The sequence below is a fragment of the Spiroplasma turonicum genome (assembly GCF_001262715.1).
GTDB lineage: Bacteria > Bacillota_I > Bacilli_A > Mycoplasmatales > Mycoplasmataceae > Spiroplasma_A > Spiroplasma_A turonicum.
On record NZ_CP012328.1, the window covers coordinates 1,217,919 to 1,244,400 of the forward strand.

At 26.1% G+C, this 26,482-nt stretch carries 23 protein-coding genes and 1 pseudogene; 4 read left to right on the forward strand and 20 right to left on the reverse strand.

Features of this window, described 5'->3' with window-relative positions:
• Positions 1–12: 12 nt before the first annotated feature.
• The 7 genes from fba to STURON_RS05445 all read right to left on the reverse strand — a co-directional run bounded on the left by fba (position 13) and on the right by STURON_RS05445 (position 6,915).
• Positions 13–906 carry a class II fructose-1,6-bisphosphate aldolase gene (fba, locus tag STURON_RS05415; protein ID WP_075048853.1) on the reverse strand — a complete coding sequence of 298 codons (894 nt, stop codon included), beginning with the start codon at positions 904–906 and terminating at the stop codon, positions 13–15.
• A 53-nt stretch (positions 907–959) separates the two neighbouring features.
• On the reverse strand, positions 960–2,558 hold the full coding sequence (locus STURON_RS05420; protein ID WP_075048854.1) for a CTP synthase: 1,599 nt from the start codon (positions 2,556–2,558) through the stop codon (positions 960–962).
• Positions 2,559–2,617: 59 nt separating this feature from the next.
• The gene (locus STURON_RS05720) at positions 2,618–2,893 is read right to left on the reverse strand and encodes a hypothetical protein (protein ID WP_144416206.1); all 276 of its coding nucleotides are present in this window, start codon (positions 2,891–2,893) and stop codon (positions 2,618–2,620) included.
• A gap of 219 nt (positions 2,894–3,112) precedes the next feature.
• Entirely contained in the window at positions 3,113–4,297 is a 1,185-nt protein-coding gene (locus STURON_RS05430) for an HD domain-containing protein (RefSeq protein ID WP_075048856.1), read from the reverse strand.
• A gap of 9 nt (positions 4,298–4,306) precedes the next feature.
• Entirely contained in the window at positions 4,307–5,743 is a 1,437-nt protein-coding gene (gene gltX, locus STURON_RS05435; protein ID WP_075048857.1) for a glutamate--tRNA ligase, read from the reverse strand.
• Positions 5,736–6,212, reverse strand: coding sequence for a 2-C-methyl-D-erythritol 2,4-cyclodiphosphate synthase (locus tag STURON_RS05440; protein WP_075048858.1), 477 nt, complete (start codon positions 6,210–6,212; stop codon positions 5,736–5,738). Before STURON_RS05440 ends, gltX begins: the two co-directional genes overlap by 8 nt.
• Before the next feature lie 76 nt (positions 6,213–6,288).
• On the reverse strand, positions 6,289–6,915 hold the full coding sequence (locus STURON_RS05445; protein WP_075048859.1) for a ribonuclease H1 domain-containing protein: 627 nt from the start codon (positions 6,913–6,915) through the stop codon (positions 6,289–6,291).
• Positions 6,916–7,039: 124 nt separating this feature from the next.
• Between STURON_RS05445 and STURON_RS05450 the strand changes: the two genes are divergently transcribed.
• Together STURON_RS05450 and mreB are read left to right on the forward strand one after the other, a co-directional pair.
• Positions 7,040–7,630, forward strand: coding sequence for a hypothetical protein (locus STURON_RS05450; protein WP_075048860.1), 591 nt, complete (start codon positions 7,040–7,042; stop codon positions 7,628–7,630).
• Between the two features lie 115 nt (positions 7,631–7,745).
• On the forward strand, positions 7,746–8,792 hold the full coding sequence (mreB, locus tag STURON_RS05455; RefSeq protein WP_075048861.1) for a rod shape-determining protein: 1,047 nt from the start codon (positions 7,746–7,748) through the stop codon (positions 8,790–8,792).
• Between the two features lie 238 nt (positions 8,793–9,030).
• On the opposite strand, the gene ychF is transcribed toward mreB, so the two are convergent.
• The 12 genes from ychF to STURON_RS05515 are packed head-to-tail and all read right to left on the reverse strand — an operon-like array spanning position 9,031 to position 22,226.
• Positions 9,031–10,128, reverse strand: coding sequence for a redox-regulated ATPase YchF (gene ychF, locus STURON_RS05460; protein ID WP_075048862.1), 1,098 nt, complete (start codon positions 10,126–10,128; stop codon positions 9,031–9,033).
• 15 nt (positions 10,129–10,143) lie between these two features.
• Entirely contained in the window at positions 10,144–11,013 is an 870-nt protein-coding gene (locus STURON_RS05465; protein WP_075048863.1) for a ParB/RepB/Spo0J family partition protein, read from the reverse strand.
• Entirely contained in the window at positions 11,003–11,773 is a 771-nt protein-coding gene (locus tag STURON_RS05470) for a ParA family protein (protein ID WP_075048864.1), read from the reverse strand. The genes STURON_RS05465 and STURON_RS05470 overlap by 11 nt, the downstream gene beginning before the upstream one ends.
• A 37-nt stretch (positions 11,774–11,810) precedes the next feature.
• Entirely contained in the window at positions 11,811–12,506 is a 696-nt protein-coding gene (gene rsmG / locus STURON_RS05475) for a 16S rRNA (guanine(527)-N(7))-methyltransferase RsmG (RefSeq protein WP_075048865.1), read from the reverse strand.
• Entirely contained in the window at positions 12,499–14,025 is a 1,527-nt protein-coding gene (locus tag STURON_RS05480) for an APC family permease (protein ID WP_338061964.1), read from the reverse strand. The genes rsmG and STURON_RS05480 overlap by 8 nt, the downstream gene beginning before the upstream one ends.
• A gap of 52 nt (positions 14,026–14,077) precedes the next feature.
• Entirely contained in the window at positions 14,078–15,955 is a 1,878-nt protein-coding gene (gene mnmG, locus STURON_RS05485) for a tRNA uridine-5-carboxymethylaminomethyl(34) synthesis enzyme MnmG (RefSeq protein WP_075048867.1), read from the reverse strand.
• A gap of 14 nt (positions 15,956–15,969) precedes the next feature.
• Positions 15,970–17,484, reverse strand: a complete 1,515-nt coding sequence (gene metG / locus STURON_RS05490) for a methionine--tRNA ligase (protein WP_075048868.1) — start codon at positions 17,482–17,484, stop codon at positions 15,970–15,972.
• 2 nt (positions 17,485–17,486) lie between these two features.
• Entirely contained in the window at positions 17,487–18,017 is a 531-nt protein-coding gene (locus STURON_RS05495) for a phosphoribosyltransferase (RefSeq protein ID WP_075048869.1), read from the reverse strand.
• A 3-nt stretch (positions 18,018–18,020) separates the two neighbouring features.
• Entirely contained in the window at positions 18,021–19,316 is a 1,296-nt protein-coding gene (gene purB / locus STURON_RS05500; protein ID WP_075048870.1) for an adenylosuccinate lyase, read from the reverse strand.
• Between the two features lie 11 nt (positions 19,317–19,327).
• Positions 19,328–20,620, reverse strand: a complete 1,293-nt coding sequence (locus tag STURON_RS05505) for an adenylosuccinate synthase (RefSeq protein WP_075048871.1) — start codon at positions 20,618–20,620, stop codon at positions 19,328–19,330.
• 8 nt (positions 20,621–20,628) lie between these two features.
• On the reverse strand, positions 20,629–21,192 hold the full coding sequence (gene pth / locus STURON_RS05510; RefSeq protein WP_075048872.1) for an aminoacyl-tRNA hydrolase: 564 nt from the start codon (positions 21,190–21,192) through the stop codon (positions 20,629–20,631).
• Positions 21,192–22,226 carry a ribose-phosphate diphosphokinase gene (locus STURON_RS05515; RefSeq protein WP_075048873.1) on the reverse strand — a complete coding sequence of 345 codons (1,035 nt, stop codon included), beginning with the start codon at positions 22,224–22,226 and terminating at the stop codon, positions 21,192–21,194. The genes pth and STURON_RS05515 overlap by 1 nt, the downstream gene beginning before the upstream one ends.
• A gap of 188 nt (positions 22,227–22,414) precedes the next feature.
• Here STURON_RS05515 and STURON_RS06040 point away from each other — a divergent pair.
• A pseudogene (locus STURON_RS06040) lies at positions 22,415–23,000 on the forward strand (ATP-binding cassette domain-containing protein); the annotation flags it as partial.
• A gap of 44 nt (positions 23,001–23,044) precedes the next feature.
• Positions 23,045–23,947 carry an ATP-binding cassette domain-containing protein gene (locus STURON_RS06045; protein WP_470406635.1) on the forward strand — a complete coding sequence of 301 codons (903 nt, stop codon included), beginning with the start codon at positions 23,045–23,047 and terminating at the stop codon, positions 23,945–23,947.
• A gap of 20 nt (positions 23,948–23,967) precedes the next feature.
• Here STURON_RS06045 and STURON_RS05525 read toward each other — a convergent pair whose 3' ends face one another.
• The gene (locus STURON_RS05525) at positions 23,968–26,466 is read right to left on the reverse strand and encodes a hypothetical protein (protein WP_075048875.1); all 2,499 of its coding nucleotides are present in this window, start codon (positions 26,464–26,466) and stop codon (positions 23,968–23,970) included.
• Positions 26,467–26,482: the final 16 nt, after the last annotated feature.

The following is a 26,482-nucleotide window of genomic DNA, read 5'->3' on the forward strand; positions in this document are numbered from 1 at the left end:
TAATAATATTAATTACTTAGCTTTACCTTGACAACCGAACCACTTAGTTAACTCTAAGAAAGTCTCTTTAATTGCTTTTGAACCAGGAGCTAATAATTTTCTTGGGTCAAAACCTTTTCCATGATCATCTAAATCTTTTTTATCTTCTATATATTTTCTTGTTGCATCTCTGAATGATAATTGTAATTCAGTATTAACATTAATTTTTGAAATACCTAATTTTATTGCTTTTTCTACTTGATCTTGAGGTATCCCTGAACCACCATGTAAAACCATTGGTAGTTTACAAGCATTTTGTAATGCTTCTAAAGTTTCAAAAGATAAAGATTTTCATCATTCAGGATATTTACCATGTATATTACCTATACCAGCAGCTAACATTGAAATACCAAGTTTTGACATTTCTTCAGCTTGTAATGGATCCCCTAATTCACCTTCACCAACAACACCATCTTCTTCACCACCAATTGAACCGATTTCTGCTTCAACTGAAACTTCATGATCATTTGCAAAAATCATCAATTCTTTTACTTTGGCAATGTTTTCTTCATATGGTAAATGTGAACCATCAAACATTACTGAAGAGTAACCTGCTTCTATACATTTTTTAGCCATTTCAACAGATTGTCCATGATCTAAATGTAAAGCAACAGGAACTGTTATATTTAATTCTTCTAAAAGACCATTAACCATTCCAACAATAGTTTTTAGACCTCCCATATATTTAATTGCTCCTTCAGAAGTTGCAATTATTATAGGTGTTTTAGAATCTTGAGCTGCCTCCAATAAAGATTTAGTTCATTCTAAATTATTTATGTTAAAGTGACCAATAGCATATTTATTTTCATGTGCATCTTTAACCATTTTAGTAGCATTTACTAATCTACTATTATATAATTTTGCCATTATTATTTTTCCTCCACAAAAAGATTATACAACTTTAATTACATTACTTTACTTTATTGTACATTTTTAATAATTGATTTTATAAATCCTTTGAATAAAGGATTTGGTTTATTAGGTCTACTTGTAAATTCTGGATGGTATTGACAAGCTATAAAAAATTTATTTTTTGGAATTTCTATAATTTCGACTAAATTTTTTTCAACATAAATACCAGAAAATACCATACCATTTGATTCAAACTTTTCTTTATATTTATTATTGAACTCATATCTATGTCTGTGCCTTTCAATTACTTCATTAGAATTATATAATTCTTTAGCAAGTGTATTATCTAATAAGGTTGTTTTATAAGCTCCTAGTCTTAATGTGCCACCAATATCTTTAGTATTTTTACCTTCTAATATATCTATTATAGGGTTATTAGTATTTGGATTAATTTCAGTAGAACTTGCATCTTTCAAATTCAAGACATTTCTTGCAAATTCTACACAAGCAACTTGCATTCCTAAACAAATACCCAGATATGGTATATTGTTAACTCTTGCATACTTTGCGGCACAAATTTTACCCTCTATTCCTTCTTCACCAAAACCACCTGGCACTAATATACCTTTAGAATCTTTTAAAATTTCTTCATAATTGCTTTCACTTATTCTTCTTGAATTAACTCATTTTAATTTAATTTTATGTTTTAAATCATAACCTGCAATTTTTAAAGACTCTATAACTGATAAATAAGCATCACTTAACTCAACATATTTTCCTACTATAGTTATTTCAACTTCTTCTGTTGAAGCATTTATATTATCTACAAAAGAGTTCCATTGAGACATATCAGTATCTTTTAAACTTAAGTTTAGTTGTTTAGCAACAATTTTATGCATATTTGATTTTTGAACTATTAAAGGTACTTTATATATTGAATCACTATCGCTACATTCAATTACATTTTCCTTAGGTACGTTACAAAAAGAAGAAATTTTGTCTTTCAGCTTATCTTCAAAACTAAATTCACTTCTTGCTACAATGATGTCTGGTTGTAACCCTAAACTTAACATTTCTTTAACTGAATGTTGTATAGGTTTTGTTTTAAACTCATTAGATACTTTCAAATAAGGTAATAATGCAATATGTATAAATAAAACATTTTCCTTAGACTTTTCCATTCTTATTTGTCTGATTGCTTCAAGAAAGGGTTGTGACTCAATATCACCAACAGTTCCTCCGATTTCACTTATTATTACATCATAGTCATTATTTTTTTCAACTTCATAAATTTTACTTTTTATTAAATTAGTAATATGGGGGATTACTTGAACTGTTTTGCCTTTATAACCACCTTGTCTTTCAATATCCAAAGCATCGGCATATATTCTACCAGCTGAATATGAAGAGCTTTTTGTTAAATTTACATCTATAAATCTTTCATAATGTCCTAAATCAAGATCTGTTTCTCCTCCATCATTAGTTACAAAAACTTCACCATGTTCAATTGGATTCATTGTTCCAGGATCTATATTAAGGTATGGGTCAAACTTTTGCATAAATATCTTTAAACCGCTATTTTTTAATAAAACACCTAATGAGCTTCCTGTTATACCTTTACCTAAACCTGAAACTACACCCCCAGTTATAAAAATGTGCTTACTCATATAAAAAATCTCCTTATAAACTAAAATTTGTAAATCCAATCAAACAATAAAAAAGATAATTAATCGCCATCACCATAATCATCTTCTTCAAAATCTTCGTCAAAATCATCAAAATCTTCATCATCATTTAAATCTAATGAAATATCATCATCGGTATCAATTTCGCTATCTAATCTAAGCTTAGCTTTTTTAACGCTTTCTCCTGTATCGGTATCAAAATCATATAATTCAGAAGTTTGGAAAGGATCTAAATCATCAAACTCTTCAGTTGTCTCAAACTTATCAACGTATTCATATTGTTTCTTTACATCTTCAAACTTTAAATAATCTCTCAATCCTCATTTTCCATCAGCTGTTAAGGCAAATCTATTATCTAAAACTAAATCACTATATAATTCAGCAATAATTTCATTCTTTCTCTCGTTACTTGCCTCTATTTCTCTTGAAATCGAATTTCAAATATCCTCAAATGACATATTGTTTTTAACAGAGCTTAAGTAGCTGTATGCTAATTCAATAGGTGATGTTTTATGCATAATTACCCTCCATATTTTTTATTCTACCTTATTCTTAACGAAAATATAGAATTTTTTATTAATATCAACACTTACTAAGATTTTAGAAACTTCTGTTATTGGTTTTATTTCATCCTTAGAAAGGATAAATATATCCTTAGAATAGTCAGATTTGTCTCCTTCATAAATATTAAAACTTGATTCTTTCATAATACCAAAGTAATAATTAGTATCATAAGGGAAATTAGATTTGTAAGTGTTGTATTGTTCTTCATCGATACTAGACGAAACACTTACAAATGATCTATTTAAAATTCTTGATGCTAAATCTTTAAGGATAAAATCATTTTCCTCTTCGCTTTGTTTTATAAACTCAATAACTGTATAGTCATCAAGTCTTAAATAATCTTCTACAGATAATTTTTTATCTTCTAAGATATTTTTTAAAACTTCTATAAAGTATGTATTTTTAAAACTAAAACCTTTTTTAAACAAAAATTTCAATCTCTCAAATCATTTTTCTAATGTGAAATCGAATGCTTTAGAAATTTTATGGTGGTATACTTGTAAAAACATATGATACCTACCAAGTAAAAAATGTTCAATTGAATTAACAGTTTTTTCTGGGAAAACAATTTTATTATCGTGTACCATAGTATGCCTTATAATTCACTGTAAATCTAATTTTGAATAATTAACACCTGCTCCTATGGAGTCTCTTAATAAATAATCAATTCTATCTGCATCAATTTGACTTGAAACTAAATTGCTTAAGACTAAATTTTTATGTTTTCCTTCTATTATATCTGTAACTTCTTTTGGGTTAATTGAATATTTATTTAAGATGTTATTTATTTCATAATCCTCATGAATAATTCTTTTTGAAAACTCTTCATGTTTCTGATTTATAACTTTTTCAAAGCTATGAGAAAATGGCCCATGACCAATATCATGTAAAAGTCCTGCGCATTTTAAAGCTTTAATTTCATTACTATTCAAAGATTTAAAAACTGATTCATTTTCTAAAAACTTGCAAATCACATGATAAACTCCAATTGAGTGAGAGAATCTTGTGTGAGATGCACTTGGAAAAACAAACTGTCCTCCACCTAATTGGATAATTCGGCGTAGTCTTTGAAATGCTTTTGATTCAATTAATTCAATTATAAAATCTTCATTAATTGATATTTCACCATGTACATTATCTCTAATAAATTTTTTCATACAAAATACCTACTCATTCAATATTAAATCAATGTTTTTTAAAACCTTATTTTTACCTAAAAGAAAAATAACTTTTGCTAATTCAGGTCCATGCTCAGAATTAGTAGCAGCAATTCTTATTGGCATAAATAGATTCATACCTTTAATGTCAAGCTCCTTACCAATATTATTAATCATATGTTTTATAGAATCAACATTATAATCTTCTAATAAAGTTAAATTTTCTTTGAATTTTTTAATACTTTGTTGTCAATTATTTATACTTTTCAAAATTTCAAAATCTTTTTTGTTATTGTTATCTCAAAATAATCCAAGATGATCGTTTATTTGAATACCAAATTCAATTTCTTTTTTAAATAATAATAAAACCTCATCAAGTCAATTTACATCTATATCACTTATACTGAACTTATCTTTATTTATAAATTCCTTAACAAAACTTAGATAATCTGCATCATTTAATTTTTTCATATATTGGCTATTAATTCATTTCAATTTATTATAGTCAAACATGCTTGGTGATTTAGAAAATCTCTTCTCATCAAATATGCTGATTAATTCTTCTTTCGTAAATACCTCTTTTTCAATATTAGGACTTCAACCTAATAAGGATACAAAGTTAAATATAGCTTGTGGTAAAAAACCTTTTTTTCTATATTCAGAAATGAAAAACATTTCATTACCGCTTCTTTTAGAAAGTTTTTTTCTAGTTTCGTCTACTATTAAAGTTAAATGCCCAAATTTAGGGGTTGTTCACCCCATTGCTTCATAAATCATTAGTTGTTTAGGTGTATTGGAAATATGTTCTTCACCCCTTAATACGTGTGTTATTTCCATATCTACATCATCTACAACAACAGCAAAGTTATAAGTTGCAATTCCATTTGATTTTAATATTACAAAATCACCAATATCTTTTGAGTTAAATGAAACAATACCTCTTATAAGATCATCTATTTCAAACTCTTTGTTATCAGGTACTTTAAATCTAACATTAAATTCAGATGTTTTATTTTTTAATAAATCTCTATTATTTCAACAATTTCTATTATATTTAGGGGCTTGTATATTTCTATCTAATTGAGATTGACGTTCTTTTTCTAATTCTTCTTTTGAACAAAAACATTTATAAGCATATCCTTTTTCAATAAGTGTGTTAGAAATCTCAATGTACCTTTGAAGTTTTTTTGACTGCATGTACTCCCCAAAATTTTTATTTGGTTTTAAGAATGATTCGTCTGGGATTATCCCTAGCCATTCCATATTATCAAATTGAGATTCAATAGCACCTTCAACATTTCTTTCAATATCTGTATCTTCAATTCTAACAATGAAATCTCCATTATAATGTTTTGCAAATATGTAATTCATTAAAGCAGTTCTAGTATTTCCTATATGCAAGTATCCTGTTGGTGATGGTGCATATCTTAATCTAAATTTATTCATTTTCTTTCCCCTTTTTATAAATTAATATTGTTGAGTAACATTTAATAATAGATGTATTATTACCTTCTGATGTAGTTGCCTTTATAGAAATGTTTCTTTCATCTATACACAAAATTTTATGTAAGTTATTTTTGATTAAAGTTTTTATTGACTTCAAATTTGGACTATCTAACTCAATTAAAATATCGACATTTGATATAAAATAATTCTCATTTTTTAAAAAATTCATCGCACTATTTAAAATTATAACTGAATCAAAACCTTTAGTCATATTAGACTCATTATAATAAAATCCTAAATCTTCTAATCCTAAAGCACCATGTATCGATTCAGATAAGGCATGAAATAATACATCCCCATCACTATAAGATTCTACCTTAACATTGCAATCTATAAATATACCACCAATCTTAATTCCTTCTCCAGGAATTAAATTGTGAGTATCTTTTGAGAAACCGACTTTATACATAATTACCTCAATAACTTACTTTATTATAATTAAAAAATATTAAAATAGACATTAAATTTAGTTTAAATAAGCACTATTAAATAATTTTGTTTTTTAAAACCTTACCCAACTTCGCTAATTGATCTGCTCTTTCATTATATTTATCGTTTGAATGAGCTTTGACTTTATTAAAACTTATATTTATTTTATCTTTAACAGTTGCAATATACTTTTTGTAATCATTTGAGACACTTGTGTTTGCAGATCAAGTATCATTCGCTCAACTAATTAAACCAATATAATCTACATTAATAAGTACAGATTTAATATTATTATTCAAACAATAATTTAGAACTTCAATTACAGCTGAAACTTCACCTGCTATATTTATGGATTTTAATCAAGGTTGATAATTATAAGAATAAGACATTTCTGTAATTACAATATTATTTTTTATTAGAACAACTCCAGATTTAAAAATATTTTTATTGTTGATATCATAGCTTCCATCAGTGTAAGCTACTACTTCATAATTTTCATCTTTTATTAGATTAATATTCTTTTTATTATTTATAAATTTTTCTGCATCCTCATATGAAGAAAATGCTTTATAAATGCTATTAGGATATCCACTTACACTTTGTTTACATTTTTCTCAACTATCAAAAATTCCAATTTCTTTTCCGACTTTAACAGCATAATACTTTTTGACTTTATTGTACATAAAAACCCCTTATTTTAATATCATCTAATTATATCAATTTGATTATATTAAAAATTATATTAAATCAATATTATAAATCTTTAAATATATTAATGTTAAAATAAAAGTGTTTTATGAGGTAAACATGAAGAAATTATTAACATATGCATGTTCTTTAACGCTTGCATTATCAAATATATATGTATTAACTAGCTCAGTATCATGTAGTAAAGATACACTTGAAGGTCCTAACAAATATATGGGTGAGCTTACTTATAAAAGTAATAAGTCTGATAAAGATTTAATAAATTTGTTATTAGATAAAAATGAAGTTGAAATTGGGGAAGACAAAAAAACATTAGAGTTAATTGATAACAAACTTAATAAAGACTATTTAGAAACAATTAATTATAATACTGATTCTTATACAGTTCCCAATATCGAAGGTTCAGTAATTAATTTCTTAACTAACCCAAAGGAAAAATACAACTCTTTTAATCAAAAAGTTAACGAGATATTTGAACAAACTAGTGATTTATCAAATGTAATTTTAGAGAACTCAAAATCAAAAAATACATCTTTTAAAAAAATTGATTATGTTATGACAATAAACGGAAAAACAAATAATGATTATTTTTCCATTAATATTATAAAAATATATTTAGAATATGAAATTCTTTCAGAAGAAAATGTTGGTTTAACAATTAAGATATATGATAAAAAAATTAATTTATAACAATAATAATTTCTAGATTATGCATATCTTTTTAGATAAAATTCTAATATAATATATGCATAATAGGTTTGTTATATAAGACAAGATCCTATTTTTAAAAATTAGGAGGGTTATTATGAGAAGTTTAAACAAACATAGACAGACATTTGTATCAATTGATTTAGGAACATCAAATACTCTTGTATACATCTCAGACCAAGGAGTCGTTTATAATGAACCATCAATTATTGCTTATAGGATTAAAGAAAACTCAATTGTAGCTATTGGTAAAGAAGCTTATAAAATGATTGGTAAAGGAAATAAAAATATAAGAATTATAAAACCAATGGTAGATGGTGTAATAACTGACATTAGAGCTACAGAATCACAACTAAGATACATTTTCAAAAGATTAAAAGTGGAAAAATGACTTAATAATTGCATAATGTTATTAGCTTGCCCTTCAGTTGTTACTGAATTAGAAAAAACTGCTCTTTCTAAAATAGCTAAAAATCTTGGAGCTCAAGAAGTGTTTGTTGAAGAAGAAGTAAAAATGGCTGCTTTAGGAGGTGGAGTAAACATATATGCTCCTACTGGAAATCTAATCGTTGATACTGGTGGTGGTACAACCGATATTGCTGTAATAGCATCTGGCGATATAGTTTTGTCTAAATCTGTTAAAGTTGCTGGTAATTATTTAAATGACGAATGTCAAAAATTTTTACGATCACAATACGGTTTAGAAATAGGTTCAAAATCAGCAGAGGCTATTAAAATTAACATTGGATCATTAGCAAAATACCCTGACGAAAGAAGAATGAAAGTTTACGGACGTGATGTTGTTTCAGGTTTGCCAAGAGAAGTAGAAGTTACTCCTGAAGAAGTACGAGAAGTACTAAAAGTTCCGGTATCAAGAATTGTAGATTTGACTGTACAAGTACTAGAAGATACACCACCTGAATTAGCTGGGGACATCTTTAGAAATGGTATAACAATATGTGGTGGTGGAGCACTTATTAAAGGTATTGACAAGTACTTTGCAGATACATTACAATTACCAACTAAAATTGGAGAGCAACCATTACTTGCAGTTATAAATGGTACAAGAAAATTTGAGTCTGAAATTTGAGAAAAACTTAAAGAACTTCATGAAAAAAGAGGAGACTCATTATTACTAGGTTAAAAGTATAAAGTGGACATAAGTTCATTTTTTTATTAACCTTGATTATTAAGAGTCTAAATATTTTGTGTTAAACATAAAATTAGTTGTAAGGACCAATTAAACATCAATATCAAGGTTTAAGAAAAATAAGGGTTAATATTCTGAGGTTTTTATGATTCCAGCTTTAATTAAATAATAATTATTTAAATTCTTTAAATTAAATAATTTAACAAAAAATACATAAATAGAAAAATAAAGGTTAATTATTAAATTTGAAATAACAAACATCTCCATCTTGGACAATGTAGTTTTTTCCTTCTAATCTAATTTTACCTTTATTTTTTAATTCTTGTTCTGAGCCTAATTCTAAAATATCATTAATTTGATAGATATCAGCCTTAATAAATCCTTTTTCAAAATCAGTATGGATTATTCCTGCACATTGTGGCGCTGTAGAACCTTTTTTGAACTGTCAAGCCCTAGCTTCCTGTGGACCTGCTGTAAAATACGTTTGAAGACCTAAAGTCTTGTATGCTGCAATAGTTAACTTATCTAATCCAGAAGTACTTATACCATAATCATTTAAAAACTCTTCTTTGTCTGCACCTTCAAGTTCACTTAAATCTTCTTCAACTTTTGCACAAACAACAACAAACTCAAATTTGTTTTTTAGAGCTAATTCTCTAACTTTTTTGACATATTCATTTTCATTTTTTATATCATTTTCTGATACATTTGCTACATAAATAAATTTTTTTAATGTTAGCAAACCAAGTGTTTTTACATATAAAGATTCCTCTTCATCAAAATTTAATTTATTTAATAATATACCTTCACTTAAAGCATCTTGTAATTTCTTTAAAATATTGTATTCAAAAATAATGTTTGCATCCTTTGAAGTTTTGAATTTAGGTTCAATTTTTTGCATTCTTTTTTTAACCACAGATTCGTCTGCTAAAATTAGTTCTAGCTCAATAATTTCAATATCTCTGATTGGGTCAACAGACCCCTCTACATGAGTGATGTCCTTAGAATCAAAACATCTAATAACCTCACATATTGCATCAGTTTCTCTAATATTTGCTAAAAACGCATTTCCTAGACCTTCACCCTTTGATGCACCAGCTATTAAACCTGCAATATCAACAAATTCAATAGTTGTAAAAATAGTTTTTTTAGATTTAAAAATTTCAGCTAATTTTATTAGTCTATTATCTTTAACTTCAACTACTCCAACATTTGGTTCTATTGTTGCAAATGGATAATTAGCTGCTTCAACACTTGAATTAGTTATTGCATTAAACAAAGTTGACTTTCCAACATTTGGAAGTCCAACAATTCCTACTTTTAGACTCATATTATTTCCTTATTACTATTCTTCTATAAAACCAAGAAGTTCTAAAATTCTATTTAGATCATCTATATCAGTATACTTTATTGCAATTTTAGAAGAGTCAATTGCAACCTTTGTACCAAGCTTTCTCATTAACTTGTTTTCCATATTTTTTAAATTTGGATTTATATTTTTAACCTTATTTGTAGAAACTTCTTCTAAAGTTTTATTTTTGACTAATTTTTCTACTTCTCTAACAGTTATGTCCTCTTTTATAATTTTATTAAAGATATTTAATAAAAGTTTTTCATCACTAATTATTGTTAATAAAGGCTTAGCATGACCCATGGTTAATTTTTTTTCTAATAATGCTTCTTGAACATAATCAGGCAAGTTTAATAATCTCATTATATTTGCAATATGAGATCTAGATTTACCAACTCTTTTTGAAATTTCTTCTTGTTTAAGTTTCAAGCTATTTGATAATTGTTTGTATGCGATTGCTTCTTCAATTTCTAAAAGGTCAACTCTTTGAATATTTTCAATTATTGCAAATTCTTCCATTTGCACTTTTGATAAATTAATTATTATAACAGGCACTGTTTTTAAACCTGCTATTTTTGCTGCTCTCATTCTACGTTCGCCAGCTACAATTTCATTATCATTGTTAATGATTATTGGTTGTATAATCCCATGAGTTTTAATTGATTCTGATAGCTCAATGATTTCTTCATCATCAAAAACCTTTCTTGGTTGATATGGGTTAGGTTTAAGAATATTTATATCGATGTAACTCTTTGCTTCCTCATTTAACTTTTTGTCATTTTCAATTTTTCCAACAACATCTACTACTGACTCTCCGAAGATATCATCTAAACCTTTAAAGTTATATCTTTTTTTAGTTGCCATTTTCTTTAAGTACCTCTTTAACAAAATCTGAGTAAGCTATTGAACCTAAACCACTTTTATCATATTCAAAAATTGATTTTCCTTCTATTGAAGATTCTGATATTTTAATATTTCTTGGAATAACTGCCTTATAAACTTTTGGTCCAAATGTTTTCATAATTTCTTCAAGCACGTCATGAGCTAATTTAGTTCTTGAGTCAAACATAGTTACTAAAACTCCTTCTATTGTAAGTGAAGGGTTTAAAGTTTCTTTAACTTTTTTTATTGTTCTTAGCAATTGTGCAACACCATGCATTGCATAATGTTCTGCTTGAATAGGTATTAAAACAGTATCTGAAGATGCTAGCCCGTTTCTATTAATTAAACCTAGACTTGGTGGACAATCAATTATAATAAAATCATAATTATTTCTAACAGAATCTATTTGTTCTTTTAAAATATTTTGGTTACTATGTTTTTGCTCAAGTAAAATTAAGTCTACAGCGGCAACGTCAATTGAACTTGGCGCTAAGTCAATATTTTGTTTAATTTCTTTAATTATTACATCTTTAATAGTTTTTTCACCAACGAAAACATGATACATACTCATTGAGTTACTATCAATTTCATAACCTACACCTGTTGTTGCATTAAATTGCGGATCAGTATCTATTAATAAAACTTTTTTACCTTGTAATGCTAAACCGCATGCTAAATTAACTGAAGTAGTTGTTTTACCAACACCACCTTTTTGATTTGAAATTGATATTACTTTTGCCATTATATGTATCCTCCACTATCAATTATTATATATTTTTTTAATCTCCAATTGGCTTATTTTTTATCTTATTGTAACTTCTTGGATATAATGAAGAAGTTTTTTTAAATTTTTTATAAAATAAATTAGCTCTTAATCCAAGGTGATTGTCTTCAACAATTTGTTTTTTATCGAATAATAATCCTAATTCTTTTTCTTTTTTATTTAATTGTTTAATTTCTAAATCATAATTTTTACCCTTTAAAGCAATGAAATAACCATCTATTTTTAAAGCCTGTACTCCTAATTCTAAAAGTATATTTAATTGTGCTACAGCCCTTGATATTACAATATCAAAACATTCAATATTATTTTTAGTATACTCTTCAGCTCTTTCATTAATAACAATTATATTTTTTAAATCAAGTTCTTTTATAACCTCTTTTAAAAATAATACTTTTTTGTTATTTGACTCAAGCAAAACTAAATTTGTATTTGGAAAAAAAATCTTTATTACAATTCCAGGAAATCCTGCACCAGAACCAATATCTAATATACTTTGATTGATTAAATCTATATAACTAGAAAAAATGAGGGAGTCATAAAAATGCTTTTTTATAATTTCCTCATCATCAGTTATAGCTGTTAAATTAAACTTTGAGTTTCATGTTTTTAATAAATCTTTATATTTTTTTAATTTTTCAAATGCTATATCACATTCAAAGTTTTTATTAATTTGAGTTAAAATATTAAACATTATTTTTATTACCTTTTTTATTTAAATACTCTTTAACTTTTTGTTCTTTATTATATTTTATCCAATTTTTTGGATTCAATCTTAGTATAAAATCGTTTTTTTCTATATTTTTTTTAGATAACAAAATTTCATTTATAAATCATATTATAGCAATAATTATTCCAAAAACAATTAATAAAAGAGGGTCTGTATAATCTTTATTAATCATTTTGTTTACAAAGAAATCATAATAAGCATAACCAAGAACAATTGTTAACATAACGATACTAATAATTCCAGTTACTAAACCACCTTTGATATTTTCAACTTTTACTTTTTTAGTTTTCTTATTGACAAGTACACCAATCATAATTATTAAATAAGATGTAAATGAAAACATAACTGAGCTATTAGAAGAATAGTTTGATATATAAAAAGCACTTAATTCATTTATATTTTTTGATGTAATAATAATTGAAAGTGAAACAAAGATAATATATATTAAACCACATATTGCGAATCCTAAATATCCACCTTTTTTATAAAGATTACTTTTAAAGTTTAGAAATATTAGTTTTTCTTCAATAGCAGAATTAATTGTTTTAGGAAGCAAAGTAGAATAACCATTTAATATTGTTAGCATTGTTAAAGCTATAATAATTTTGAAAAAAACAACTAGATAAACATTACTGTTAAAAATGCTATTGAATAGTTCAAATATATTTCCATCTTCTCTTGAAACAAATATTGATACAGTTACAGTTATGTAAAATAATGTGACTGCTAAAATAGCTGAAAGCATTGCTGGTGGCACTACCTTTTTATTTTCACAATCTTTTCTTAAAGTTGCTGCATAAACAAACCCATCAAAAGCAAACATTATTGGAATTATTGTTGCAAATATTGTAGTTAATTTTCATGACTTTTCAAATGGTTCAGAAGGGTTAAAACTATTTTTTTGATCAACACCACCTATGAAAAATACACTAAAACTTCCAACAATAGCAACAATCAAAGGTAAAAACTTAACGAAAGTTAAAATTGTTTGGATATATCTTGAAGGTGAGAATGTATATATATTTAACAATTGAAAAAATATAAGAAGAATTGTTGAAAGAACTATTTTTATAATAGTAAATTTAACCATTCCTCATTTTGATGCAATGGAAAAAAAATCATTAAATGTATCAAACACAATTTCTATTGAGAATAACGCTGCTAAACTTATTAAAACAGGCATATACATACATATGTACAATATTGAAAATAAGCTTGCAGATCTTCTATTGATAAATTTTTTTGCCCAACTTTGAACAGTAGAATGATCGCCATCATTAGTTGCAGTTGATGTAGCTTCAATAAATGTTAACATCATCAAAGTACACATAACACCTATAAAAACTCAGACAAATATTGCTATATAAGGGTTCCCAGCCGCTTCACCAAGAACTCCTCCAGGTTCCTTACTGTTTTTTAAGTAAATACCATTACCTATAACAAGTCCAAAAACCATTGAAAAAACAGTTAAAAACTCAAAAATTTTATTTTTTGCTTTATTTTTTTATTTACTTTTATCATTGTAATTTCCTAACCTAACGATTATTATTTCATTTATTTATTTTTTTTAAATGAAACGCCAACATATGAATATCTGATGGGTTTACTCCAGTTATTCTTGAAGCCTGCCCAAGTGATGTTGGTTTGACTTTTGATAACTTTTGTTTTGCTTCTGTTGCAATGTTATCAACCATATTATAATCTAAATTAGTTGGAATTAATTTCTTTTCTAGTTTAATTAATTTCATAATTTCTTCTTCTTCTTTTTTAATATATCCTTCAAACCTAATAGAAATTAATATATTTTGAAGTTGCAATGTAGATAAAGATACCAATTCTGGTATGTAATCTTTTAATAAATTAATATCAACTTTTGGTTGTTTTAAAATTTCATATGCACTGAAACCTTGAGTTAAATTTGCTTGTCCTAATTCTTTAAGTTTAACAGCCAAATTTGTTTTTGGTGTAAATCTAATATTTTTTAATAACTCAATTGTATCTTCGATTTCATTTTTGAATTTTAAAAAACTTTCATACTCACTTTTTTTAATTAATCCAATTTTATATCCATACTCTTTTAACCTTAATTCTGCATTATCATTTCTTAAAATTAATCTATTCTCAGCTCTGCTTGTTAATAATCTATAAGGTTCAACAACACCTTTGTTTACTAAATCATCAATCATTACACCTATATAAGACTCACTTCTACTTAATAATAAAGGTTCAGTATTATTAACTTTGGCTACAGCATTTATTCCGGCAATAAGACCTTGACCTGCCGCTTCTTCATAACCACTTGTTCCATTAATTTGTCCAGCAAAAAATAAACCATCTATAGTTTTAATCTCTAATGATAATTTTAATTGTTGTGGATCAATACAATCGTATTCAATTGCGTATGCTCATTTGTCAACTACTACATTTTCAAATCCTGGTAGACTTTTCAACATTTTTTCTTGTACATCTATTGGCATTGATGTTGAAAATCCCTGCACATAAAATGTATCTAAATCCATTGATTCAGGTTCCAAAAATATTTGGTGTCTTTCTTTATCTGAAAATCTAACTATTTTATCTTCAAAGCTTGGACAATATCTTGGTCCAACTGATTGAATAGATCCTGAATACATTGCTGATTTATTCAAATTATCTTCAATTATTTTTTTTGTTTCATTTGTAGAATGTATTAAATAACAAACTTCTTGTTTATCATATTCTAACAACTTATTAGATGTAAATGAAAACTTTAAATCCATGTCTGTTCCAGGTTCAATTTTAGAATAAGAAAGATCTACTGAATCTTTTTTGACCCTTGGTGGTGTTCCTGTTTTAAATCTATATGTTTTAATATTAAACTTATTAAAAAAATTTGATAAGCCTTTTGATGTTTTTTCTTTATTAGGACCTGATTCGAAATTATCTGAACCTTGAAAAATTTTACTTGACAAGTATGTTCCTGTTGTTAAAATCAGTGTTTTGCAACTTATAATTTCTTCATTTTCCATAATGACACCTTTGACAACATTATTTTCAACAATAACATCGATAACTGTCCCAACTACAAAAATAAGATTTTCTTGATTTTTAATTACGTCATGCATATACTGTGAGTATTTTATTTTATCAGATTGTGCACGTAATGCTCAGATTCCAGGGCCTCTAGATGAGTTTAATAATTTCATTTGTAAGGCAGTTTTATCTGCGGCTTTACCCATTTCTCCACCAAGAGCATCAATTTCACGAACTACAATACCTTTTGCAGGCCCCCCAATTGAAGGATTACATGGCATAGTTGCAATTTTGTCCTCGTACAGGTTTATTAATATTGTTTTTTTATTCAATCTTGCAGCAGCAAGTGCAGCTTCAACTCCAGCATGTCCTGCACCAACAACAATTACATCAGCTTCCATATAATTCCTCCTAACTATATTCTTTTAAATAAAATTTCTCTATCCGTTAATTTATTTATTTTATAAGAACTATTTAATAAAGTTTCAAAGTTTATTTCATTTTCATCTACACCAACTTGTTTAAGCATTTTATTACAACTTTCAACTAATATTGGACTTAGCAAGTAAATTATAATAACAATGTTTCTGTGTAAGACGTTCAATACTTTTGCTAATTTATCCATTTGATTATTCTTATCTAAGTCTCAGGGTCTTATTTCTTCAATATATTTATTACATTCTTGTCCTAACTTTAAGACTGAATCTATTGATTCTGAAATATTATATTTATCCATTGAACACTTATAGCTTTTAATTGTTTGATCACCTATTAAATAAATTGGTTCATCTTTAATATCTACATTAGGTAGCATACCATCAAAATATTTTATTATCATATTTGAAGTTCTTGAAATTAGATTACCAACATTATTTGCTAAATTATTATTGTATGATTCAATAAATAACTCATCAGTAAAACTTCCATCTTTATATGTTGGTAAATTATATGAAATATAAAATCTTAAAGAATCACTTGAATATTTATTTATTACATCAACTGGGTCAATTACATTATTTAACGATTTACTCATTTTATCATTTTTACTCAAGATTCATCCATGCGAAAGTATTTTATCAGGTAATCGTAAATCAAGTGATTTTAAAATTACTGGTCAATAGATTGAATGGAACCTTGTTATTTCTTTACCAATAATTTGTAAAACCTCTGTTTCTTCGCTTCAAAAATCATTCATAACTTGTGGCTCATTATTCAAGTAACCTAATGCACTTATGTAATTACTTAAAGCATCAATTCATACATAAATTACATGTTTAGGGTCTTCTATAACAGGAATACCTCAACTAAAATTAACACGAGTAACAGATAAATCTTCTAATTCATTGTTAATAAAATTATTTAACATTTCTTTTTTTCTGTTTTCTGGTTCCAAAAAATTAGTGCTAAATAAATTAGTTAAAAACTCCTTAAATTTTGATACCCTTAGCATATAAGAATCTTGTTCAAATATTATAAATTCATTTTTACAAACAACATGGAATTTATTATCTAATATTTGTTCTTTTGTTAAAAACTCCTCACAACTTATACAATATTCTCCTTTATATTTAGATAAATATATTAAATCTTTTTTTAATAAAGTTGAAAAAATTTTTTGAACCGTTTCAATATGAAAATTATCAGTTGTTCTTATAAATTTATCGTAGTTGATATTAAGTTTATTCCATAAATGTTTAAAGTTTTTAACAATGTTGTCAACATAAGTTTTAGGATCTAAATTATTTTCTTTTGCTTTTAACTCTATTTTTTGTCCATGTTCATCTGAACCAGTTAAAAAAAAGGTTTTATAACCATCCATTTTTTTATATCGACAAATAACATCTGCTAATGTTGTTGTGTAAGCATGACCTATATGCAAATTACCACTAGGGTAATATATTGGCGTTGTAACATAAAAATTTTTTTTCATAATTATTCATTTATTTCCAAACTATAAATAGCTTTTAAACCTCTATAACTTTCGTTATAAGTTAGACCATAACCTACTATAAATAAGTTTTCAATCTTAAATAATGATTCAAATTCTAAGTCTATAATTCTATCTTTATTTTCTTTTTCAAGCAAATTTAAAATTCTAATACTTGAAGGTTCTTCTTCTTTAACATAATCGTATAATCTTGTTAAAGTTTTACCATTTAATAAAATATCATTTACGATTAATACATTTTTATCTTTTAAAGAAGAGGTTAACCCTAAATCTATTTTAGATTCATGTAGATTACAATTTTCAACATCATGAGTTGGTGTAGCTACAAATTGAATTGTTACATCAATTGGTAACTCTCTAATTAAATCAGCAATAAAGATGAATGAGTTTCTTAAGTCTGCAACTATAGTTAATTGTTGATTTTCATATAATTTTGCATATTTTTGAGCAGCATTTGTTATTGCTGATTTTATTTCTTCTTCAGTTATCATTGTTACAAGTTTTTGGTTTTCCATAAGTTATTTAACCACCCTTTCAAAAACACGATCAACATGTCTTAAGAAGTAATTTAAATTAAAAAGATTGTTAAATTCATCGATATTAGTAATGTATTTTGTTACACCATTATCAAGTAATACTGATTTAAAGTCTTTTTTAGAAAGTTGACACTCTAAAGTACATTTTTGTACAAAATCATAAACTTCTTCTCTAGAAAAATTATACTTTATTAAAATGTATGTTAAAACCCTTTGACTATAAAAAATATTATTTTGACTATTAATGTGCTCCAACATAATGTTTTTATTAATAACTAAGTTTTCAATAGTGTTTGCAGTTCTTTTTAAAATATAAACTAAAATATTATAGATATCAGGTAACATTAATCTCTCATTTGAACTATGAGATATGTCTCTTTCATGCCATAAAACATTATTTTCAAGTGCAGTAGAAACAAATCCCCTTATATATCGTGCTAATCCTGTAACATTTTCTGAACTTATTGGATTTTTTTTATGTGGCATGGAACTTGAGCCTTTTTGACCCTTTTCAAAACCTTCACAAATTTCTTGTACTTCGCTTCTTTGAAATAATCTAATTTCTGTTGTTATTTTTTCTAATGTTGTTGATATATTTGCAAATACTTGTATCAAATTAGCATGTCTATCTCTTTGAGTAACCTGTGTTGATAGGTTATCTAATCCTAGTTCAAATTCTTTTGCAACTATATGTTCGATTTCAGGTTCAATATTTGCATAATTGCCCATTGAACCAGAAATTTTTGCTACCTCAATTTGTTTTCTTGCAAGATCTAATCTTTCTAATTGCCTTTTCAATTCTTCAAATCATAATAAAAACTTTAAACCAAGAGATGTGGGCTCACCATACATTCCATGAGATCTTCCCATTATTAATGTATATTTGTTTTCTATTGCTTTATTTTTAATTTTTTCTAGCAGATTAATTATAGAAGAAAATACAAGATCATTAGATTTTTTAATCAAAATATTTTGTGCAGTATCAACTACATCAGTAGATGTTAGTCCTAAATGAATTCATTTTTTTTCTTCACCAAGATATTCTGAAATCATTCGAGTAAAAGCTACAACATCATGCTTGGTTTCTTTTTCAATTTCTAACATTCTATTAATATTTATCTGATTTAATTTATAAATTTTATCTAAATCACTTTTAGGAACAACTCCTAATTGTTGTCAAGCTTTTACAACCACTTTTTCTACTTCTAATCATGTTAATAATTTATTATTTTCACTTCATATTTCTTCAACTTCTTTAATACAATATCTTTGAATCATTTAAATTTCTCCTAAAAAAACTCTTCGTAAAGAATTGTTTGTTTTCTATCTGGACCAACTGAAAAGCCATCAACTTTAATTTCACAAATTTTTTCTATTAATTTAATGTAGTTTTTTGCTTCATCTGGTAACTCAACAAATGAATTAACTTTGGTAATATCTTGCTTTCAACCAGGAGTTGAGACATAAATTGGAGTACATTCTGCTAAATCTCTTGCATTAGCAGGCATATTACTGTTTTTAGTTCCATTATGTTCATAACCTACACAAATATTTATGTTGTCGATACCAGTTAATACATCTAATAATGTAATAAAAATAGAATCTAACCCAGAAGTTCTTATTGCATGTTTTAATGCCACTGCATCAAATCACCCTACTCTTCTTGGCCTTCCAGTATTTGATCCATATTCATTACCAACTCTTCTTATATTTTCTCCGATTTCATTATTAAGTTCACTAGGAAAAGGTCCCTCTCCAACTCTTGTGCAATAAGCCTTAACTATACCTAGTGTTTTTTGAATTAATTTATGACTTATACCAGTTCCAATTGATGCATTATTTGCAGAAGTATTTGAACTAGTTACATATGGATAAGTACCGTGGTCTATGTCTAATAAAGCACCTTGAGCACCTTCAAATAAAACATTCTTATTGTCTTTTATTGCATTTTCAACAAATATTTCACAATCAGTAATTCTATGCTTTAATATTAAATAACATTCTTGTAATTCATTATATATTTCTTCAAGTGAGATTTTAAAATTAATATCAAACATTCTTTTTAAAAATTTTACATTGTAATTATAAGCAACCTCTAACTCACTTTTAAAATCTGGTCTTGCTATATCACATAGTCTTATACCCATTCTTGATATTTTATCACTGTATGCAGGTCCTATACCTTTTTTTGTTGTTCCTATTTTAAGAGATTTTCTTTCTTCTTCAATAGCTTTATCAATTTCAATATGATATGGCATTAAAATGTGTGCCTTGTTAGATATTATTAAATTTCCATATTCTTTACTTTGTTTCTCAATAATTGAGATTTCATTTATTAAATTTCTAAGATTTATTACACAACCATTCCCAATTACATTTGTTGTTTTTTTATTAAAAATACCTGATGGAACTAGAGTAACTTTATGCTTCTCACCATTAAAATTTATAACATGACCGGCATTATCTCCACCAGAGAATCTTACAACAACATCTGCTTTTTGTGCAAAATAATCGGTCATTTTACCTTTTCCTTCATCACCTCATTGAGCTCCCACTATTACAAGTGAATTATATTTTTCCATATATCTCCTTAATTGTATTTATTCATAATTTTTGAAAAATCAATATCATTTAAAAAATCAATAACAAATTCGTCCTTAGATTTTAAAACTCCTATAATATCATTTAATTCATCGATGTTTAGCTTCATTAAGACTCAATCTATTATTTTAATATTATTAATAGGTTTACCAACACCAACTCTTAACCTTTTAAAGTCTTCAGTACCTAAATGATGAATTATGTTTTTTAAACCATTGTGGCCACCAGAACTACCACTTTGCTTAAACTTAAAAGCTTTAATATTTAAATCTTTATCATCATGGATTATAAGCAACTCTTTATATGTTAATTTAAAGTACTTTAAGATTCTTATAATAGCCTCTCCAGATAGATTCATATATGTTTGTGGCTTAACAAATATTATTTTTTTTCCATTTATACGACTAATAAATATCTCAGATTGAAACTTGTTTGTTTGTTTTTCATAACCATACTTATCTAATAAATAATCTATTACTATAAAACCAGCATTATGTCTCGTTCTTAAGTAATTAGTACCTGGATTTCCTAAACCGACTATTATTTTTTCCATTATTTAAAATTCTCTACATATTTTTTAACTTTTTCTGCAATTTTTGATTGTTCATCTTCATAAACCTTAGTTAATGGGTTTTTTTCATAGGAGCTTTTTATCATTGCTGACATTAATTTTGCAACTGATATTATTTTTAAACCCTCAAATTTTTTTTCCTCAGGAAGATTTATGGTATTTGTAACAACAACTTGCTTAATTACACCTTCATTAATGGCAGTTTTTAAGTTGTCAACTGCTTTACCATTAAATAGACCATGACAAGCTATTAAATAAATATCTTTTGCACCTTCTTCTTTTAAAGCTCTTGCTGCATTAATGATAGTCCCTCCTGTGTCGATCATATCATCAATTATAAAACAGGTTTTGTTTGCAACATCTCCTAATATGAACTCTACCTCAGCCTTGTTAGGTTCTGGTCTACGTTTAGCAATAACTGCTATACCATTAGTTATGTTTCCAGCATATTTTGCTACGCCATGGACTCTAGTTAACCCTCCATAATCTGGTGAAACTAATATACACTCCTTAGGATCTAGTTTGTTTTTAATAATGTCGTTAATAATTTCTGAAGCTACTGCTTGAGCAGTTGAAAAATTATCAATTGGAACATTAAAAAACCCCATAATTTGTGTAGAGTGCAAGTCAACAGCAATTACTCTATTTACTCCTGACTTCTCTATTAGGTTTGCAACTAATCTTGCTGTAATAGGTTGTCTTCCAGCTGCTTTTCTATCTTGTCTAGCATATCCAAAATATGGGATAACTACATTAATTTTTGCAGCACTTGCTCTTTTAAAGGCATCAACTGCAATTAATAACTCCATTAAATTTTCATTAACAGGTTGGTTTGTTGATTGGACTATGTATATATCTTGTCCTCTTACTGATTCCATAGATTGAACTAATATTTCGCCATCCATAAATCTTGATATTTTTGTTTGCGATTCTTTTACTCCTAATAAATCGCAAATTTCTTCTACTAATGGTTTATTTGATGATAAACCAAATATCTTAATATTATTTTTTTCCATTATTAATCTCCATATTAATAATAACAAATTTAGTAAAGGTTTTGATATATCTAAACATTATTTATATATGATTAAGCATGAAACTTAGATTTTAATATATGTAATTAAATTTTTTTGATTAATATACTAGTTATTTAGATTATTTTATTATAAAATCAATAATTAGTTTATAAATGTAAGGTGGTATTATGGGTTTAGTAAGCATAACAAATTTGACTCACGCTAATGGAGAAAAAAAGTTATATAAAGAAACAAGCTTAAAATTAAATAGAAAAGAACATATTGCTCTTGTCGGGCCTAATGGGGCTGGAAAAACAACACTGCTTAATATAATTTCAAAAAAAATTATTCCTGATATGGGGAAAGTAGAAATTCATGCTAGAACTAAGGTTGGTTATTTAGATCAGCACTTAAACATTGAAGAAGATATCTTTGTTGGTGATTATTTAAAAACCGCATTTAAAGAACTTTATGATATTGAAAGCAGAATGAATGAAATTTATGAGAAAATGGCTGAAAACTATGACGAAGATGAATTAGTTAAAGCTTTAAAATATCAAGATATCTTAAATCATAATGATTTCGACTCAATTGATAAAAAGGTTGGAAACCTTGTGAATGGATTGGGAATTGGAATTGATAAGTTAGAAAATAAAATGTCTGAACTTAGTGGTGGACAAAAAAATAAAGTAATGCTCGCTAAACTACTTCTTAGTGATAATGACTTTTTAGTTCTTGATGAACCTACAAACTTTTTAGATATTGAACAAGTTAATTGATTAGCAAATTTCTTGCAAGGTTATGAAAAAGCATTTATTATGGTCTCACATGACCAGGATTTTATTAATAAAACTTGTAATATTATTTATGCTCTTGACAATTTAAAATTAACTAGATATGTTGGTAATTACGATAAATATCTTGAAGAATTAGCAATACAACAAGAACAATATGATAAAGATTTTCTAAGTCAACAAAGAAAAATTAAGAAGTTAGAAACTTATATTGCAAAAAATAGTGCTAGACTATCAACTGCGAAATCAGCACAATCAAGAAAAAAGACTCTTGACAAAATTGATGTTATGGACAAAAGAAAGGAAAATCCTAAACCAAATTTTAACTTTTTATATAAAGCTGCAGGTTCTGATGTAATTTTAAAAGCAGAAGATTTAGTAATTGGTTATGATTCGCCCTTATTGCACAAATTAAACTTTGAAATTAGAAAAGGTGAGAAGTGTATCATTAAAGGTAAAAACGGTATTGGAAAAACAACTTTTTTAAAAACTCTATCAAAAGAAATAGAACCATTTTCTGGTGTTGTGTCTCTTGGTAATGGTGTTAGTTTTACATATTTTAAACAAATAGAAAAGGTTGGAGAAATTAATGCAATTAACTATTTAATGAATAAATATCCTCAACTAACAGATAGAGAGGCTCGTGCGAAAATCGGTCAGTTTGGTTTAAGAAATGACTTAATGATTAGACCTATGTCAACATTATCAGGAGGAGAACAAACAAAGGTACGATTATCATCTTTAAGTATGTTACCTTGTAGTCTTTTAATACTTGACGAGCCCACAAACCATATAGACAGCTTAGCAAAAGAATCACTTTTAGAAGCTATCATTGATTTTGAAGGTACTGTATTACTTACAACCCATGATATTAACTTTTCAACAAAATGAGCAGATAAAGTAATTAATTTTGAAGATTTGATATAAAAAAAGGCCTTGGCCTTTTTTTATATATATTTAGAAGCGTTATAAAAGGTTAGTTTATTATTTTCAGCATCAAAGTAATAATAATTAATTCTGTTAGTTAAGTTATTTTTTACTAAGGTTGAAATTAATGAGTTTTTATCAACTTCATTTAATAATAAAAATTTTGAATCATAATCACCATAAATATTATTTTGATCATAATATTTTTTTAAAATATTATTGTATCAATATATAGCGTTGTCTTTTAAAACAAAATAACCAATTTCTAAACCATTTTCAAAATTAAACTGTGTAAAACTTTCATTAAATATGCCATTAAACATATAAGGTTGAGTAACACCTAATATGTCATTTTGCTTGCAATCATAGTTTATAATGTACAAAAAATTGTTTAAATTTGCAACTATTTGTAATACGTTGTTAGTTAATTTTAAGTTTAAGAATTTTAAATTTTTACAAAGATTTTCTTTTATTAATGTTTCACTAAACAATTCCTTAGTTTCAAAATTATAAGTTTGAATTTTGCTATATTGTGAATTAAATCCAACAATAAAATCATCATTAATTACTATATAGTCCAAATTAAAGTTGCTTTTTATTGTTTCACTTTTTAAAGGATTATCAATATTTGTATATTTCAAGGTTACTGTACTAGTATCTGATCAATATAAATTAGAATTGTAGTATGTTCAAGATTTGCATTTATTTACATTATTGATATTCAATTTATTTACAATCTTAACAAAACTACTATTTATTATCTCAATAACAAAACATTTATTTGATGAGACTATGAAAACTTTATTATTCTCTAATACTAACAAATATGATATTTGATCTTTAATTGACTCAATTTCATAATTTTCATTATCTTCTCAAGTTAATTTATTAATTTTAGAATTTTTAACATATAAACTCGATTTAGAATTGTTTTTCCCAATAAAAATTGAATCATTGTCATTTAATAAACTTAAATTATTTATTTCTTGTAAGTCTGTTGTTATAAAGCTTTCTTGAGTAAATGTATTTTCAAAATAAGTCGTGCTTACATTAAATACATATTCTCCAATTACAAAACCTCTACTATTATATTTATCAAGATTATCACTGAATTTAATCTTAATTTGTTTTTTGTTAATTAAGTCATCAAGACTTGATTCTACACTTGCATTTAAAAAAGTTAAATCATAATAATATTTACTGAATATTTTAAATAACATATCTTTATCAATGGATTTGTTATCCTCTCCTTTAATCATATCGATATCAAGTACTCCGAAGGTTTTAGAACTAAAATATTTATTTAGATCAAAATAACCAAATAAATCAACTTTAATTCCAAAGTTAGACCGATTAGATTTAAATATTTCATTTATACCAGTGGTACTATTCTTTTTAATTGTAATTGTTGCTTGAGGAACCATATTATTGATGTCATCGATGTCAAATGATAAATATTTATCTAAATCAGTTGTGGAGATATTAGTGATTTGGAATATATGTTTTTTTAATATATTAATTCATTCTTCTTTTGACAATTTTTTATTTGATCTATCTGAAATATAAAAATCATCACTAAATACTGTTCTATAATTAACGTTCAAAGATTTATCATCATTATATTTTGGATTATATCTGTCAAATAAATCTTGTATATCAAATCTTTCAATATTGTTTTGATACTCAACAAAACCATTTATATTTTGAGCATCTATTTTTATAATTCCATTATTATTCAAAATATTTAGTGGTGTTTTTTCATAAACTTCATCAAGATAATTATTTTTATAATCATCATGATTTTTAAAATATTTAGTTATCTCTGAGTCTGTTAAATCTGATGGTAGTTTCTTCAGTATTTCTTTATTTAACATTTTTGATATAACATATTTATAATTTGCATCATACCTAACGAAACTATAGTAAGGTAAATAAAAATCATATAATTTAATATTATTGTCATGTTCTTTAAATCTAACTTTTAATGATTTAAGTTCATTGTAATCATTGCTATTTTCATAAGTGAATTCTAAATTATAATACTTAGGGTCCCCTTCTAATTTATTACTCTTTAGAAATAATTTTTCAAAATCACTAGTATATTTAACATTACTATCAAGGTCTTTAAAAATATCTTTATTAGAATCTTTCAAAGCATATTCTAAATCTTGTTTATATTTATAATTGAAAGTTTTTGATTCTCCAAGCTTTTCAAAAAATAGTGTAAAAGTTGATTTATCCTTACTTACATATGTAATGTTCTCATCATTACTTAAATAAAAATCTTTGATTACTTGTTCTACAAAGTATTTAGATTGAGTATTTAAATCTTGTTCTTTAAAAAAGTAAAAAGTTTCATCTTTTAACTCATCAAACTGTTCTCATATTCTTTTTAAAGAAAATGATGGTTCATCATCAGACATTGCATAACTGTGATTTGAATTTACACAAGAAATACTGGTTCCTAATGGTAATGTTATTGGTAAGAGCATTGATAATAACTTAATTATACGTCTCATATTTGACCTCACATAT